General features: G+C 42.4%; 18 protein-coding genes. 11 read left to right on the top strand and 7 right to left on the bottom strand.

Translation table 11 applies throughout. From position 1 onward, the window contains the following. The first annotated feature begins 25 nt into the window (after positions 1-25). Positions 26-1252 (top strand): gliding motility lipoprotein GldJ, encoded by a 1227-nt coding sequence (gene gldJ / locus LZF95_RS10265; RefSeq protein ID WP_233754899.1) that lies wholly within the window; start codon positions 26-28, stop codon positions 1250-1252. Positions 1253-1321: 69 nt separating this feature from the next. Here the strand turns inward: gldJ and LZF95_RS10260 are convergent, their stop codons facing one another. Further along, positions 1322-1675 (bottom strand): hypothetical protein, encoded by a 354-nt coding sequence (locus LZF95_RS10260; protein WP_233754898.1) that lies wholly within the window; start codon positions 1673-1675, stop codon positions 1322-1324. Between the two features lie 40 nt (positions 1676-1715). On the opposite strand from LZF95_RS10260, the gene LZF95_RS10255 reads away from it, so the two are divergent. Then, positions 1716-1907 (top strand): hypothetical protein, encoded by a 192-nt coding sequence (locus LZF95_RS10255; RefSeq protein WP_233754897.1) that lies wholly within the window; start codon positions 1716-1718, stop codon positions 1905-1907. Between the two features lie 147 nt (positions 1908-2054). Then, positions 2055-2498: a DoxX family protein gene (locus LZF95_RS10250; protein ID WP_233754896.1), complete on the top strand. Its 444-nt coding sequence runs from the start codon at positions 2055-2057 to the stop codon at positions 2496-2498. Positions 2499-2602: 104 nt separating this feature from the next. On the opposite strand, the gene LZF95_RS10245 is transcribed toward LZF95_RS10250, so the two are convergent. After that, complete coding sequence (locus LZF95_RS10245) at positions 2603-3205, bottom strand: DUF1684 domain-containing protein (protein ID WP_233754895.1); 603 nt, start codon at positions 3203-3205, stop codon at positions 2603-2605. Between the two features lie 193 nt (positions 3206-3398). On the opposite strand from LZF95_RS10245, the gene LZF95_RS10240 reads away from it, so the two are divergent. Both LZF95_RS10240 and LZF95_RS10235 read left to right on the top strand, forming a co-directional pair. Then, complete coding sequence (locus LZF95_RS10240) at positions 3399-4388, top strand: SH3 domain-containing protein (protein WP_233754894.1); 990 nt, start codon at positions 3399-3401, stop codon at positions 4386-4388. Positions 4389-4455: 67 nt separating this feature from the next. After that, positions 4456-5163, top strand: a complete 708-nt coding sequence (locus LZF95_RS10235; protein ID WP_306422312.1) for a type 1 glutamine amidotransferase domain-containing protein — start codon at positions 4456-4458, stop codon at positions 5161-5163. A gap of 14 nt (positions 5164-5177) precedes the next feature. Here the strand turns inward: LZF95_RS10235 and LZF95_RS10230 are convergent, their stop codons facing one another. Then, positions 5178-5699 (bottom strand): undecaprenyl-diphosphate phosphatase, encoded by a 522-nt coding sequence (locus tag LZF95_RS10230; protein ID WP_233754893.1) that lies wholly within the window; start codon positions 5697-5699, stop codon positions 5178-5180. Positions 5700-5926: 227 nt separating this feature from the next. Here LZF95_RS10230 and LZF95_RS10225 point away from each other — a divergent pair, with 227 nt between their 5' ends. Both LZF95_RS10225 and LZF95_RS10220 read left to right on the top strand, forming a co-directional pair. Then, positions 5927-7801 (top strand): mucoidy inhibitor MuiA family protein, encoded by a 1875-nt coding sequence (locus LZF95_RS10225; protein ID WP_233754892.1) that lies wholly within the window; start codon positions 5927-5929, stop codon positions 7799-7801. 135 nt (positions 7802-7936) lie between these two features. Continuing rightward, positions 7937-8674, top strand: a complete 738-nt coding sequence (locus LZF95_RS10220) for a DUF4328 domain-containing protein (RefSeq protein WP_233754891.1) — start codon at positions 7937-7939, stop codon at positions 8672-8674. Here the strand turns inward: LZF95_RS10220 and LZF95_RS10215 are convergent. Genes LZF95_RS10215 through LZF95_RS10205 form a run of 3 tightly spaced genes read right to left on the bottom strand, consistent with a single transcriptional unit; the run spans position 8671 to position 10073 of the window. Next, positions 8671-9180 carry a hypothetical protein gene (locus LZF95_RS10215; RefSeq protein ID WP_233754890.1) on the bottom strand — a complete coding sequence of 170 codons (510 nt, stop codon included), beginning with the start codon at positions 9178-9180 and terminating at the stop codon, positions 8671-8673. The two genes, LZF95_RS10220 and LZF95_RS10215, sit on opposite strands and share 4 nt — an antisense overlap. Positions 9181-9223: 43 nt before the next feature. Continuing rightward, positions 9224-9511, bottom strand: coding sequence for a transcriptional regulator (locus tag LZF95_RS10210; protein ID WP_233754889.1), 288 nt, complete (start codon positions 9509-9511; stop codon positions 9224-9226). Next, positions 9498-10073 carry a hypothetical protein gene (locus tag LZF95_RS10205; RefSeq protein ID WP_233754888.1) on the bottom strand — a complete coding sequence of 192 codons (576 nt, stop codon included), beginning with the start codon at positions 10071-10073 and terminating at the stop codon, positions 9498-9500. Before LZF95_RS10205 ends, LZF95_RS10210 begins: the two co-directional genes overlap by 14 nt. 116 nt (positions 10074-10189) lie before the next feature. Between LZF95_RS10205 and LZF95_RS10200 the strand changes: the two genes are divergently transcribed. From LZF95_RS10200 to LZF95_RS10185, 4 genes are all read left to right on the top strand, one after another. Then, positions 10190-10642, top strand: a complete 453-nt coding sequence (locus LZF95_RS10200; RefSeq protein ID WP_233754887.1) for a DUF1569 domain-containing protein — start codon at positions 10190-10192, stop codon at positions 10640-10642. Further along, positions 10639-11007 (top strand): glyoxalase, encoded by a 369-nt coding sequence (locus LZF95_RS10195; RefSeq protein ID WP_233754886.1) that lies wholly within the window; start codon positions 10639-10641, stop codon positions 11005-11007. Before LZF95_RS10200 ends, LZF95_RS10195 begins: the two co-directional genes overlap by 4 nt. A gap of 99 nt (positions 11008-11106) precedes the next feature. After that, positions 11107-11718: an energy transducer TonB gene (locus tag LZF95_RS10190; RefSeq protein WP_233754885.1), complete on the top strand. Its 612-nt coding sequence runs from the start codon at positions 11107-11109 to the stop codon at positions 11716-11718. Between the two features lie 166 nt (positions 11719-11884). Beyond that, positions 11885-12343 carry a copper resistance protein NlpE gene (locus tag LZF95_RS10185; RefSeq protein WP_233754884.1) on the top strand — a complete coding sequence of 153 codons (459 nt, stop codon included), beginning with the start codon at positions 11885-11887 and terminating at the stop codon, positions 12341-12343. Between the two features lie 3 nt (positions 12344-12346). On the opposite strand, the gene LZF95_RS10180 is transcribed toward LZF95_RS10185, so the two are convergent. Then, the gene (locus tag LZF95_RS10180) at positions 12347-13279 is read right to left on the bottom strand and encodes a hydrogen peroxide-inducible genes activator (RefSeq protein WP_233754883.1); all 933 of its coding nucleotides are present in this window, start codon (positions 13277-13279) and stop codon (positions 12347-12349) included. Positions 13280-13442 lie beyond the last annotated feature (163 nt).

Raw genomic sequence — 13442 nt, 5'->3', positions numbered from 1 at the left:
AAAAAGACCTAAAACAATTAGAAATATGCGTCTGAGTAATAAGTCATGGGGAATATGGATAGCGGCTTTTGCGATAGTGGGGAGCTCTATTTTAACCTCCTGTAATAAAACTCCTGGGTATGGCAGAAGAACTGCAAACAAGCCAGGCAAAAAAAGTGCTACCACCGGAGCGGAATTTAGTTTTGATGAAAATGATTCTACCCAATTTTTTGTGGCAAAAAAAGCTGAACAGATTCCCGGGCCGAATTTGAAATTTATCCAGGGAGGAAGAGCAGTGCTGGGTTCTCAAGAAGAGGATGTGATGGCATTCAGGGACAACCAGGAAAGAACAGTGACCCTGGCAAACTTTTACCTGGATGAAACGGAGGTGACCAATAACGATTACCGGGAGTTTCTTTTCAATATGAGTAAGAATGTGAGCGCGGATTCATTGCTTAAGCTGGAGCCAAAGGATAATGTATGGGCTGGTGGTGAGATGACATTCAACGACATGTACCAGTCGTATTATTTCAGGTTTCCTGGGTTCAATTTTTATCCAGTGGCAGGAGTGTCTTGGGTTCAGGCAAATGCCTACTCTAAGTGGAGAACGGAGTATGTGCAGGAAATCCTCAGAGAACAGCGAGGTATAGATTCTTCCTTTACTAAAAATCAACTGATCGAAAGAGGTGTAGCCCTTGCGGACTACAGGCTTCCTACTGAGGCAGAATGGGAATATGCAGCAAAAGCCATGATCGGTACACAATACATGGACGAAAACCAGGAGTATGGTAGAATCTATCCATGGGATGGCAGAGGTGTAAGAAATCCTTACAATGTAAAGAGAAAAGGTAAGCAAGGCGATATGCTGGCTAACTTCAAAAGAGGCCGGGGTGATTATGGCGGAATTGCAGGGACCCAGTCAAATGATGGTGACATCATCCCTACTAATGTTTACGACTTTGCACCGAACGATTTTGGTCTTTACAATATGGCAGGTAACATGAACGAATGGGTTCAGGATATCTACCGTCCGCTTTCCTATCAGGATATGGATGATCTCAACCCGGTCAGGAATACGGGGGTAGGTGATGAGGAGGATACCTATGTGACCTCTATGCTCACAGATGAATTGAGGGTTTACAAAGGAGGGTCATGGAGAGATGTGGCCTACTGGCTAGCTCCAGGTACCAGGAGATTTATGCATCAGGACTCTGCGACAAACCATATTGGTTTCAGATGTGCGATGATCTCTATCGGAGAGAAAGGCAAGTAAAAGTCAAAGCATAAAAAAGGCCCCTACAATAACAGTTGTAGGGGCTTTTTTTATGTTCATTTTGTTTGCTCAGTTTTTTTCAAGGAACAGACTAGGAAATCCGAGTGTATTTTTTCGGATCAGTCCAAAAAGTTGGGGATTCATCCGACAGCGTGCTGTGAAAATTTGTATGGATAAGCTTTTGATTTCCCCAATACCCTGTTTCATTTCCCTGGAATGAAGAACCTGTTTTTTGTGCAATGTCCTTGTGCTCCCTGTATAACCCATACGATAGCCAACTGCCCTATGGCCAATACATGTCACCGGACTGATCACAAATACCTCTACACTACTGATCGTGCCGTTGGCACTCTGAAAATCATATAAACTATATCCTTGACCCAGAATTGCATTCTGGTCATTTACAGGCCTTGCCTTTGGCAAGGGAAATTATTTTGCGGGAAATGAGTTGATTTAAGCGTTTGTGCCAAAGGCACAACAGGTAACCGCCCTGAACGCAGCAAAGAGAAATTCAGGGTTGGGAAATCCGAATGAATTCGCCAAGAGTGCCAACGGCACGATCGGTAAATCCTGGGGCGCTCCTGCAGGTGGGGATTGCTATAGCTCTCGTAAAAACTATGTTGGCTTGGTGGCTATGGAGTCCAACACAAGTTAACTGCCTAGCATCACGATCCCACCCCAGATATTCAGACTGATCTATTTTTCCTTGGGAGGTGTTTTTATGTGCGTCGCCGTAACTGTCTAAAATACAGTGTTGTTATGTTTTTTTTGTAACTTAATACTGCACTAAACCCAAAATGACATGAATGCTATAACTAAAATCGAATCCTGGGCTGATAGGCATCATCCCCAGTGGATAGACTTTCTCCGAATTTTGCTTGGCTTGTTTATTCTGTACAAAGGTATCCTGTTCATTTCCAATACGGAAGCCTTGATGGATCTGATGGCAAATAAGGACCTGCAGTTTTTCAACCTAGGGATGGCCCATTATGTGGCCTTTGCACACTTGGTAGGAGGCTGTCTGATCGCTTTAGGCTTGGTGACCAGGTTTGCTATTCTCTTCCAGCTTCCCATTCTATTTATTGCTGTGTTCTTTGTGAATATAGAGGCGGGATTCTTTTCTGTATCCAACAACCTGGAATTTGAGATGTCCCTGCTTGTTTTGATCCTTCTACTCGTTTTCCTTGTTTATGGATCAGGCAAGTTCTCGCTGGACAATTATATGAAGGAGCACCCAAAATGGTAAGAGGCACTACATTCTTTGCAAAAGACTGCCAGGATACTCCCATCTTGGGCAGTCTTTTGTCTTGGCAAATTTGTTAGTGAGTTTGTAGTCGGGCTTAAAGGATGCTACTTGGGTGATTTAACCCCAGCTTTAATAGCTATTTTCAAATCGTTTTCCTTTGGGGGTATGGGGCAAGCATAGTTGGATGCATAGGCACAATACGGATTGTAAGCCTTATTGAAATCCAGTTCTATGGTGCCATTATCCGGAATACTCAGCCCCATGTATCTTCCTCCTCCATAAGTCTCTTTACCGTTGGTTTGATCCGTAAATGGCAGGAATAAATAATCCTTGTATTTTTCCTGTGTCCTTAACCGATGACTTTGATATATGGTCAATCGGTATTCTTTATCTTCAAGAGTGAACGTGGCAATTCCATACACATCATAATCACTCAGTGTATTTGCCGTAGTTTTCATTTGGAATAAGCTTGGTGAAGGGAGCTTTTCGAACTTGGCAATGATACGGTACTTCTCGTCAATTGGGTAAAAATCATGACCGCTAAACTTCTTGATTTCGCTGGCGGATAAGGGGGATTTCTCTGGGTTTTTATATTCCTCATTCAGTTCTTGTTGGAATTGGATCACTGAGGATTTGTAATCATCCTGTGCGAATAGGGAGAGAGGAGCCCAGGCGAGAATAAGAGTAGCTAGAAGAACGTTTTTCATTCGGTGCAGGGTGTGGAGTTTTAAGAGCTTGGGCAAAGTGTAAATCAGTTCTGAAAATAACCTGAATTTATGTTCCCTTTTTATACCCATAGAAGATATTTTGAAATAAAATTATAAGTTATTCATATTCAATGAATAAGTGTTTTTTGTTAAATTCAGGTTCTTAATTTTTCACTTTTAATCAAACATCCCTATGGAAAGCAAAAATGGGTTTTTGAAAATGGACATCGATGAATTCACATCCTGGATCCAGTCCCAGCGAATCGCCAGAACCATACTTACTGTGCAGCAGCATCACACCTGGAGCCCCAATTACACCCACTTCAATGGCAGTAATCATTTTGAAAGACAATTGGCGATGAAAAACCACCATGTGAGAAACAACGGCTGGAGTGATATTGGGCAGCATTTCACCAGTTTTCCAGATGGGACTATAGTCACTGGGAGATCATTGGAAGCTACACCCGCATGTATTTTCGGAGCAAATCGGGATTCTATCTGCATAGAGCATCTTGGAAACTTCGACAGCAATGGAGATACCATGACCAATGAGCACAGGTTAGCTATTGTTCAGATGACCGCGGCTCTGTGTGATAAGTTCAGGCTACCCGTGAATACCTTTAGCATCATTTACCATCATTGGTATGATCTGGGTACGGGGAAAAGAAATAATGGAACAGGTGGCAACAAATCCTGCCCAGGTACCAATTTCTTCGGAGGGAATAAAGTGGAAGATTGCGCTTCAAATTTCCTTCCCCTGGTAGAGCAGCATCTTCAGCGGGAGGTTTTGCCCCCTATTCCAGCTGGAATAGGGAAATACGTTGTAGTTACGGCTAATTCCCTTAATATCAGAACTGGCCCACAAGGCACAGCACCCAAAGCATCCGATAGAGAAGCTGCCCAATTAGGAGCTGTCCTGAGAATCTACGAGGAGTCCAATGGATGGCTGAAAATATCAAACAGCCATTCACATTGGGTATATGGCAAATACACCACAGAAGTGAAAAGAGCTACAGTCAATGCCAATGTACTTCGTGTAAGAAGTGGCCCAGGTACCGAGTACAGCGTGGTGGATAACCTGATGAAATCCGAAGAAGTCTTTATATCCAAAGAGAGGAATGGTTGGTGCAAACTGAGTCTGGAAGAAAAATGGGTAAGCAAAAGTTACTTGGATTTCAGATAAAGGAATGGTTGAACAATAGTTTTTTCTCCCCGATAGGAGCAGGTAATTCTCATATTGTGGAATAACCATGACATCCAAAAGCAAGAATCCTGACTTTAAATCCGGTGAGCAAGGATTCTGCGATGTGGAATGGAGTTGGCGGATGTTATATTGCTTCCAAAGCGGAGCTGCTTTCGATTGGTTGAAAGTAATTGCCAACTTAACCACAACTATTATGAGTTTATTAAAAGATGTAAGAGTAGCCATCTTGGCTACCAATGGATTTGAAGAATCAGAGCTTTTAGAGCCTAAGCGTGCGCTGGAAAAGGAAGAAGCGGAAGTGCTTCTGATATCTCCTGAGAACGATGAGATCAAGGGCTGGAAGGATAAAAATTGGAGTGATAAGATAAAAGTTGATGCCCGTGTGGATCAAGTAAGTGCTTCCGACTTTGACGCGCTTCTGATTCCCGGAGGAGTGATCAATCCGGATCTGCTGAGAAGAGATCAGGCATCCGTGGATTTTGTGAAGAGTTTTTTTGAAGATCACAAACCCGTGGCGGCAATCTGTCATGGACCACAAATGCTCATCGAGGCAGAAGTGGTCAAGGACAGGACCCTGACTTCATTTTCTTCAATAAGAAAGGATCTGGAAAATGCAGGGGCAATATGGGTCGATGAAGAAGTAGTCGTGGATAATGGCTTGGTCACTTCCCGTAGCCCTAAAGATTTGCCTGCCTTCAATAATAAAATGGTGGAGGAATTCCGGGAAGGCAAGCATGCCGGGCAAACGGCCTAACCAAAAAAGCCCGATTAAAATGATTTATCGGGCTTTTTTACTTTTTTATCAATGAAAATCAGGACAAACCCACCTATAATCAGGGATACCGATACCACGATAGGATTGAACAAATAAGCTTTGATATAATCGTATGCCAATAAGCCTATGATAGCAGTGGGGATGAAGGCTGCAAGTAACTTGATATAAATAGTGACACCCTGTACAAACCTATTGATGTACATAAGGGCAATGGCGAGGATCGCTCCCGACTGGATGAAAATTTCAAAGGTTTTTACAAATTCCTCTTCATGTATATTCATGGCTGCCGATGCCAATATCATGTGCCCGGTAGAGGATACAGGCAAGAATTCAGTCAGGCCTTCAATGATGGCAATGATTATACTCTGTGTGATGGTCATGAAAAGGAAGGTGGTTGGAGGATAAATTATTAAGGGTGTAAAGTTATTGATCTTGCGTAGTCCTAGGTAGCATATATCATAGCAATCAGATCTTTTTTGGATTCTTGGCCTATCTGGTTCAATGTTTAATTTCATCTGTTTATATTTTGATTTTTAATGGTCAGATGGAATCTCGCCAGGCGAATAATCATCCCTCTGTGTGTCGCTTGCGTCATGCTCGATTTCATGTGTTTATAATTGTTTTTCAATGGTCACATGGAATCTCGCACGGGGAATAATCATCCCTTTGTGTGTCACCTTCGACATGCTCGATTTCATAAAGTGTGAAAATTTCACTTCATTAATAGTTCAATACACTTAGCATGAAAAAACACTTCTTTTTGCTCGCGTTCACTTTTCTCCCTGTTTTGGGTTTTTGCCAAGAAATCAAAGAATCTACCTTCAAATCTGAAATTCAGGAAGTGACGGTATTTCTCTCTGGTGCACAAATTTTCGAAACAGCTTCCGGACAGCTCCCCGCAGGAGAATCCTACATTGTGGTCAAAGGGCTTTCCCCTTATGTGGATGAAAAAAGCATCCAGGTAAAAGGTTCAGGGAAATTCATAATCCAGGGAGTGGGTAAGCGCTTGGATTACCTTTCAGAGCAAAGATTTACTGAGAAAGTGAAAGCCTTGCAGGATTCCGTTTTAGTAATACAAGGAAACAAGGATAAAGAGCGGGCACGACTGGACGTGCTGAAGGAGAAAGCCAGCTTATTGAATGCAAATAAAAACATTGGTGGATCACAGAATGGATCCAGCCTTACGGAATTGAAGCAGGCCATGGATTTTTACGATGCGGAGTTGATGAAAATCAAGTCAGAAGAACTAAATATCCAGGCTAATCTTCAGAAAGAAGAGGAAGATATCTCCAAGCTCTTGAACCAGATCTCGGCGATGCAGCTGTCATCCAATGAAGCTACTTCTGAAATAAGAATACGGGTTAAATCCGAGGCTGCCGGGAATGCTGACCTAGAAATAAACTATTTGGTAGCGAATGCAGGCTGGTATCCAAAATATGATGTGCGTGTAGAGAATGTCAGTTCCCCGCTTTCACTCACCTATAAGGCAGAAGTGTATCAGAACACAGGAGTGGATTGGAAAGATGTCAAACTCAGATTTTCCAATGGCAATCCCAATCAAGGGGGCCAAATCCCCGAATTGCAAAAGTGGGAACTGAATTTTGCCCGCTTGACTACCTTCAATCCTAGAACTCAAAGCTTCGGATCTGTATCCGGACGGATTATCAGTGCCAATGATGGTAGTCCTATTCCAGGGGCAAGTATTGCAGTCAATGGAACTTCTCTAGGTACGGTTTCTGATTCAGAAGGTATGTACTCCCTTACTTTGCCATCCGGGGCTAGCCGGTTGACGGTTAGTTTTATCGGGTATCAGTCCAGGGATGTCCTGATCAACTCCTCTAACCTAAATATTTCGCTGCAAGAGGATGCCCAGGCTTTAGAAGAGGTGGTGGTTGGTTATGGAGCCCAGGAAAAGAAAACAATGACTGGGACAACTGTTCGTATAAGAGGCGCAAACTCTTTGGATGCTGCACCAGCTCCTGCTTTACAAACATCTGTTGTAGAAAACCAGACCACTGTGGAAATCGAGGTTGCTGAGCCTTACTCTATCAGGTCCAATGGGGAGAAGAATTTGGTTGATCTTAAAAACTACCAGGTGGACGCATCTTATCGTTATTCCGTGGTTCCAAAGCTGGACAACGACGCATTTCTGATCGCCGAGATCGCGGATTGGAGCAAATACAGTCTGCTCGAAGGGGAAAGTAACCTGTACTTCGAAGATGGATTTGTAGGGAGGTCGATTTTAAACGGTTCTTCGCTCCAGGATACCTTGGAAATCTCCATGGGTAGGGACAGAAGTATAGTCATTCAGCGTGAGAAAAATGACGCGTACTCTAAAAGAAGAGCAATCGGCTCAACCATTACTGAAAGCAGAGAATACAAGATTATCGTCAAAAACAACAAATCTCAGGCAGTGACAATAGATGTGGCAGACCAACTGCCTGTCTCTGTCAATTCAGATATTTCTGTCCAGGCTTTAGCGCTTTCGGGAGGGGATTTGGATACCCAAACCGGAAAAGTAACCTGGAGCATAATGCTACCACCGGGCGCCCAGCAAGAGCTCAAACTCCAGTATGAGGTAAAATATCCCAAGCGGGAAAAAGTCATTTTGGATTAAGGAATGTTTCGATGACATATTGTTTTAATGGGTCTCAACTTGTTTTCTGGATTGATTAGTTTAGGAGAGTTCGGCCAATGCCCGATTAGTTAAAACTGTTTAAGAAATAATGAAATACATCGTTCGGTTACTTTTATGAAGTCATTTAAAAATAATGAGGAGAGGGCAAAGTGGGCTAAAATAGGCCTTACACTCATAATAATAATCACAGTGATTCTCACTGTTTCCAATGCTTTTCAGCTGGAACTACTACTAGGGTGGAACAACGGCGCAGAGGTAGATATGAATGAGGCAGAAATAAATGATACCAGACAGGAGATCGTCGTGATGGCATATTATATTTTTAGGTGTTTGGGCGCTGTTGCTTTCTTATTGTGGTTTCGTCGGGCCTATTTCAATTTACACCAGAAATCGAAAGCTTTAAACTATGATGAGGGATGGGCGGTAGGCGCTTGGTTTGTCCCTATTCTTAATCTCTTCAGGCCTTATAAGATCATGAAAGAATTATATGCTGAGAGCTCTTTTTGGCTGAAAACAAATGGAATAAAGGTAAATGGGGAGGCAGGACAATATGTCCTGCCTTGGTGGTTACTTTGGGTGCTTACTACGTTTTTGGGAAGAATAGTCAATAAGCTGCCGGAAGAGACAGTAAGCGAACTTGTAGAGCTCACCCAAGTGGCTATAGCTGCTGGAATCATTGAGGTCATAGCTGCCTTAATAGCTTTAAAAGTTGTCCATAACTACAGCAATCGTGAAAAACTGATGATGGATCTGGAGAAACAGTTGGAACTGCGGAATGATAGGAGCACTGCCCCATTGGATTCTGCGGAGGGGCAGGATGCAGATCAGCTTATTTCTCCACTATCACCTTAATTGGAAACTTTGTCCAAGGTCATTTCCATAAATTGATACCAAGTTCCCCCAGCATTTGCTTCTCCGATTTCATACCATTGTCCCTTTTCATTGATCTTGATCACGTATCTGACGTTATTTGTAGGATACCAGTAGAATACTTCCCCGACCAATTCAGACTCATAGGTTCCATGTTGGTTACTTTGAAGGTAGGAGTGGAAGTCGTACTTGCCATTTTCTTTTCCCATTTTGACAATAGCCAGGGCATTATGGACATTCTGACCGTTTGCCTCACCCTGCCCTTCTATCAGTAATGCTGTTCCTCCCAGTTTCAAAGTGACCTTTTCTGTCTGGTCAAAGGACATTTTTTCCCTGCTCTGGTTCATCATCCAGCCTTTTCCTTTCCATTCGCCAATTAAGAATTCCAGTTTTTTTAGTTCCTGTTTCGCTTCTTTATTGAGTTCGAAATTTTGTGAAGATGCCACTAATGGTAAGCAGATCAAGACAATTAGAAGTAGATTTTTCATTTTTTAAAATGGTTTATATTGTAAACTTAAAATTTAAATTTTTTTAACTGATGTAGTTTTTCAAAGCATTCACATAGGCCTCAAATGCCCTGATTCCATGTGATGTTATTTTGGCGGTGGTCAAAGGGCGTTTTCCACGAAAAGACTTTTCTATTTCCAGATAACCTGCTTTCTCAAGTTTGTCCAGTTGCACACTGAGATTGCCGGCCGTCGATTCGGTTTTTTCCTTAAGAAATGTAAACTCCGCCTGTTCCACGCTGATCAAAAGGGACATCACGGCAAGACGAAGTTGGGAATGTAAAAGAGGATCTAGAGGTTTAAACTCGCGCACGGTATTTGTTTTTCAGATAATATCCAGGTATCAGATAGCCTAGGATTATGGCCACCGCAGCCGCAAGGTTTTGATCGACTACCGGTAACCGGAATGCAATAATAGCCCCAATTGCCAGAATACCCGCACCATATTTGAATACATTGACACGGATGATGGATCCCGTGGCAAACATGCCCACAGCCACCAAAAGTAGGATTACAGGATTGTGATTATAGCCTAATATAGGCATTGCGCCCAAGACCACGACTATTGCTACAAACACAGCAATCCAAATCTGATTGACCATCATTCCCAAATGCGACTTTACAGGGCTGTTCTTCGCTTTTAGATAGCCCCATCTCACACTCAGGAGCACCGCTGGGATTATTAAGAGCCAAACCATGTAAGGTTTCTGGAAGCCCTGTTTTTGAAGCACATACTGTCCGAGATTGCAGAGCGATACTGCCCATCCCCAGAGCAGTAGCTGGTAGCTCCCGTCTCCGGAGGTTTCCTTTTTTGCTTTTGCGATCATCTCCGTGATTATCGCCAGCGATTCTGAACTGCTTAGACTTTTTTCCATATCCATATTTTTATACAATTATAAAATGGTTTATTTTATAAACCAAATGAATCTTTAATAGTTATGGGATTCTCATGACATTGCTTAATTTAGGTTATGTTAATCCGTCACAGAAAATGAAGAATATTTTTGACACTAAAGTCCACGAGGAGACGATTCAAAGGATCAACAAGCTCTCCCCCGATTCCATCCCCGACTGGGGTAAAATGAGTGTGGATCAAATGCTCGCCCACTGTAGTGTGGCTTACGAAATGGCCTATACTGATAAGCACCCAAAGCCAAACGGTTTTATGAGATTCCTGTTGAGGACCTTTGTGAAAAATGGAGTGGTCAGTGAAAAGCCTTATCCGAAAAACTCCAGGACGGCACCGGTCTTTATCATCAGTGAGAGGAAAGACTTCGAAGTGGAGAAAAAGCGATTGATTTCCTTTGTGCAAAAAACATTTGATTATGGGCCTAACTATTTTGATGGGAAGGAATCCCTGTCCTTTGGGCCAATGACTACCCAGGAATGGAATAACCAATTCTATAAACATCTAGATCACCACTTAACCCAATTTGGCGTATGATCCATCCAGCAAAGTCAATACGGACATTCATCGGAGCGAAAGATTACGCGGAAAGCAGGCACTTTTATGAAGTGTTGGGATTCCAAGTTCAGCCTGTATCAGAAAATATGTCTGTGGTGCATATCAAAGAAAACGTTTCCTTCTATCTTCAGGATTATTATTTAAAACCCTGGTGTGAGAACTCTATGATCTTTTTGGAGATTGAGGGCGATCTGGAATCCTATTGGAAAGCAATTAAAGTCTTGGGTTTACCTGATAAATTCCCGGGCACCAAGCTGAGTTCCATCCAACACAATGACTGGGGCAATGAGTTTTTCCTCCATGATCCCGCTGGCAATCTTTGGCACTTTGGTTTTTTTATATGACTTAGTAGCTAAGGTTTATCTAATTGCCTCGAACATTAGGCTGGTTACTTCGTTGGTAATTAGTAAATTGTGTTTTCAATCCTTTAACCCAAGTGACCTATGAAAAAGTTGTGTTCGTTATTCTTTATAGTTTTTCTCATTAGCACCTGTGGCGTTTTTGCTCAAGAATCGGGTTCTATTGATGCTATGAATAGATTGCTATCTAATAATTTAAAATATCCTGCAGAATTGCGTCAGTCAGAAACTGAGGGTCTTGTGGTAGTTTCTGTCGCAGTGGATCCGCGAGGCGTCATGACTGGTGAGTATGAGGTTTTATACGGTGAATTGGCATTTGAGCAGGAGGTCGCCAGGATGCTCAACTTACTGAAAGAAAATTGGGATCCATCTTATTTGGAAGGGAAAACTTATGGTGCGGAGTACTTAATGAGCTTTGATTTTAAATTATCCAAAGGCGTTGGCTTTCCGTCAAACCCGAATTTAACATCATCTCAGCAAAATGCTGAGGTTTCGCCATTGAAAGCAGTGAGTCAAGCTTTGACAGAAAATCCCTTTTCTCCAAAATTGTATAAGAATAGAGCGGAAATACTAATTAATGAAGGTCAGGAACTTCGCGCTGAGATGGATTTGAATCAAGCTGAATTTCTAGAGAATAAAATGTTAACTGAAATTGTGATTGTAGGATACCTCTCCGAAGGATCGAAATCACTTTGAATTAGTTAGAATATGAGCATAAAAAAAGAGGGCTTTTGTCCTCTTTTTATGTTTAAAAAAGACTAGACTTCGTTTTTGTTTTTGTAAAAAGCCTCTAAAGTTTCTTTAAAATGTCACTTTCGGTTTAATTCTTGATATTTTTAGGGTAACCAAAAATTCAATATTCATGAATAAAGTCCTGACCTTAGTCGGTCTTTTGGCATCGCTGGTATTCACTACTTCCTGTACCAATTCAGAGAAAAATGAGGAAGTAGAACATGAAGTAGCTACTGAGAATTCTCCAATATATACAGAAGACAATTCCGCTACTTCACTCGATTGGAATGGAACCTACAAAGGTACTGTTCCCTGTGCAAGTTGCGAAGGCATAGAGGTCACGCTTACTTTGAATAAAGACAAAACCTATAAACTTGTCACCAATTACCTAGGAAGAAACGACGCACTGGAGCAAGAAAACACAGGCTCCTTCACCTGGGACGAAACGGGCTCCATCATCACGCTGGGAAAAGTGGCCCAGGGTCCTGATCAATATAAAGTAGGTGAAAATCGTATTTGGCAGCTCGATATGGAAGGGAAGCTTATCACAGGGGATCTGGCAGAGCATTACGTCCTGACCAAAAGATAGATCCTACTTGAACCTCACGATTTTCCCATGGGCTTTTGAGGTCATCTCCTGAGGAATAGCATCGGTGATTTCCTTGTATAGCAACTCCACCAGTTTCTGTTTCAGAAAACTTCTATTCAGAATAATGCTTACCTCCCTAGTAGGCGAAGTTCCCTCAAAAGGTCTCAGCCTGGTTTTTTCTTCCTCGGAGAGCTCAAGTGTTGCGAGCTCAGGTAGCAGCGTCACCCCTTTGTAGCGGTTTACCATATTTTTCAAGCCTTCCAAAGAGCCACTTTCATAGTGAAAGTTCTTTGGCCCACTCAGACTTTGGTCACACAGGTTGATCACCTGGTCACGGAAACAATGTCCCTGCTGGAGCACCCAGAGATCCTCTTTTAGCACCTTTTCCGGATGAAAAACTTTATCTCCCAATAGGGGATGATCCTTCGACAAATAGGCATAGAACTTCTCATAAAACATAGGTTTTTCCACGATGCCTGGCTCTTGGAGCGGGGTGACAATAATGCCTAGATCCAGCTCGTCATTTTTCAGCTTTTTCACTACATCCTCAGTCACCATTTCCTGCACTTCCAATTTTACATTGGGGTACTTTTCCAAGAATTTACGGATAAACAGATGAAGTAGATAAGGTGCAAGTGTGGGAATGATTCCCAGTTTAATGGCACCGGAGATGTCCCCTTTCATATCTGAGACCAGCTCAAATATCCCTTTGCTCTCGGAAACCACTTTTTTGGCTTGCTTGATGATATGTACCCCCATTTCGGTAGGGATCACCGGCATTTTGCTACGGTCAAAAAGTATGACGCCAAGATCACGCTCCAGCTTGCTCAGCTGTGCACTTAACGTAGGCTGTGTCACAAAGCAGCTTTCCGCAGCATGCCCAAAATGCCTGTATTTGTCAACAGCAATCAGATATTCCAGTTGTTGTATGGTCATAGTAAAGCGTATTCTGTAGGCCAAAAGTAAAGATTTCCCTAAAGAGTTTCTCTCTGAAAGAACCGTCAGCTTTAAGCGTGAACAGATTTTCTCAGGATTGTTTTTCTATCGTGCAGAAAATGAGTAGTTTATTTTCCGTTTGCGTGTGGGATTTACCGCGTCA

This window comes from Algoriphagus sp. AGSA1 (genome assembly GCF_021390545.1).
Taxonomy (GTDB): Bacteria; Bacteroidota; Bacteroidia; order Cytophagales; family Cyclobacteriaceae; genus Algoriphagus.
Note: the sequence above shows the minus strand (reverse complement) of the source record. Positions and strands in the feature narration are given on the sequence as shown.

Bases quoted from the DNA above. Each gene is read 5' to 3' on its own strand.
- LZF95_RS10235 (WP_306422312.1), top strand. From the start codon at position 4,456: ATGACATCCAAAAGCAAGAATCCTGACTTTAAATCCGGTGAGCAAGGA.
- LZF95_RS10250 (WP_233754896.1), top strand. From the start codon at position 2,055: ATGAATGCTATAACTAAAATCGAATCCTGGGCTGATAGGCATCATCCC.
- LZF95_RS10240 (WP_233754894.1), top strand. From the start codon at position 3,399: ATGGAAAGCAAAAATGGGTTTTTGAAAATGGACATCGATGAATTCACA.
- LZF95_RS10215 (WP_233754890.1), bottom strand. From the start codon at position 9,180: ATGAAAAATCTACTTCTAATTGTCTTGATCTGCTTACCATTAGTGGCA.
- LZF95_RS10190 (WP_233754885.1), top strand. From the start codon at position 11,107: ATGAAAAAGTTGTGTTCGTTATTCTTTATAGTTTTTCTCATTAGCACC.
- LZF95_RS10205 (WP_233754888.1), bottom strand. From the start codon at position 10,073: ATGGAAAAAAGTCTAAGCAGTTCAGAATCGCTGGCGATAATCACGGAG.
- LZF95_RS10200 (WP_233754887.1), top strand. From the start codon at position 10,190: ATGAAGAATATTTTTGACACTAAAGTCCACGAGGAGACGATTCAAAGG.
- LZF95_RS10220 (WP_233754891.1), top strand. From the start codon at position 7,937: ATGAAGTCATTTAAAAATAATGAGGAGAGGGCAAAGTGGGCTAAAATA.
- LZF95_RS10230 (WP_233754893.1), bottom strand. From the start codon at position 5,699: ATGAAATTAAACATTGAACCAGATAGGCCAAGAATCCAAAAAAGATCT.
- LZF95_RS10195 (WP_233754886.1), top strand. From the start codon at position 10,639: ATGATCCATCCAGCAAAGTCAATACGGACATTCATCGGAGCGAAAGAT.
- gldJ (WP_233754899.1), top strand. From the start codon at position 26: ATGCGTCTGAGTAATAAGTCATGGGGAATATGGATAGCGGCTTTTGCG.
- LZF95_RS10245 (WP_233754895.1), bottom strand. From the start codon at position 3,205: ATGAAAAACGTTCTTCTAGCTACTCTTATTCTCGCCTGGGCTCCTCTC.
- LZF95_RS10180 (WP_233754883.1), bottom strand. From the start codon at position 13,279: ATGACCATACAACAACTGGAATATCTGATTGCTGTTGACAAATACAGG.
- LZF95_RS10185 (WP_233754884.1), top strand. From the start codon at position 11,885: ATGAATAAAGTCCTGACCTTAGTCGGTCTTTTGGCATCGCTGGTATTC.
- LZF95_RS10225 (WP_233754892.1), top strand. From the start codon at position 5,927: ATGAAAAAACACTTCTTTTTGCTCGCGTTCACTTTTCTCCCTGTTTTG.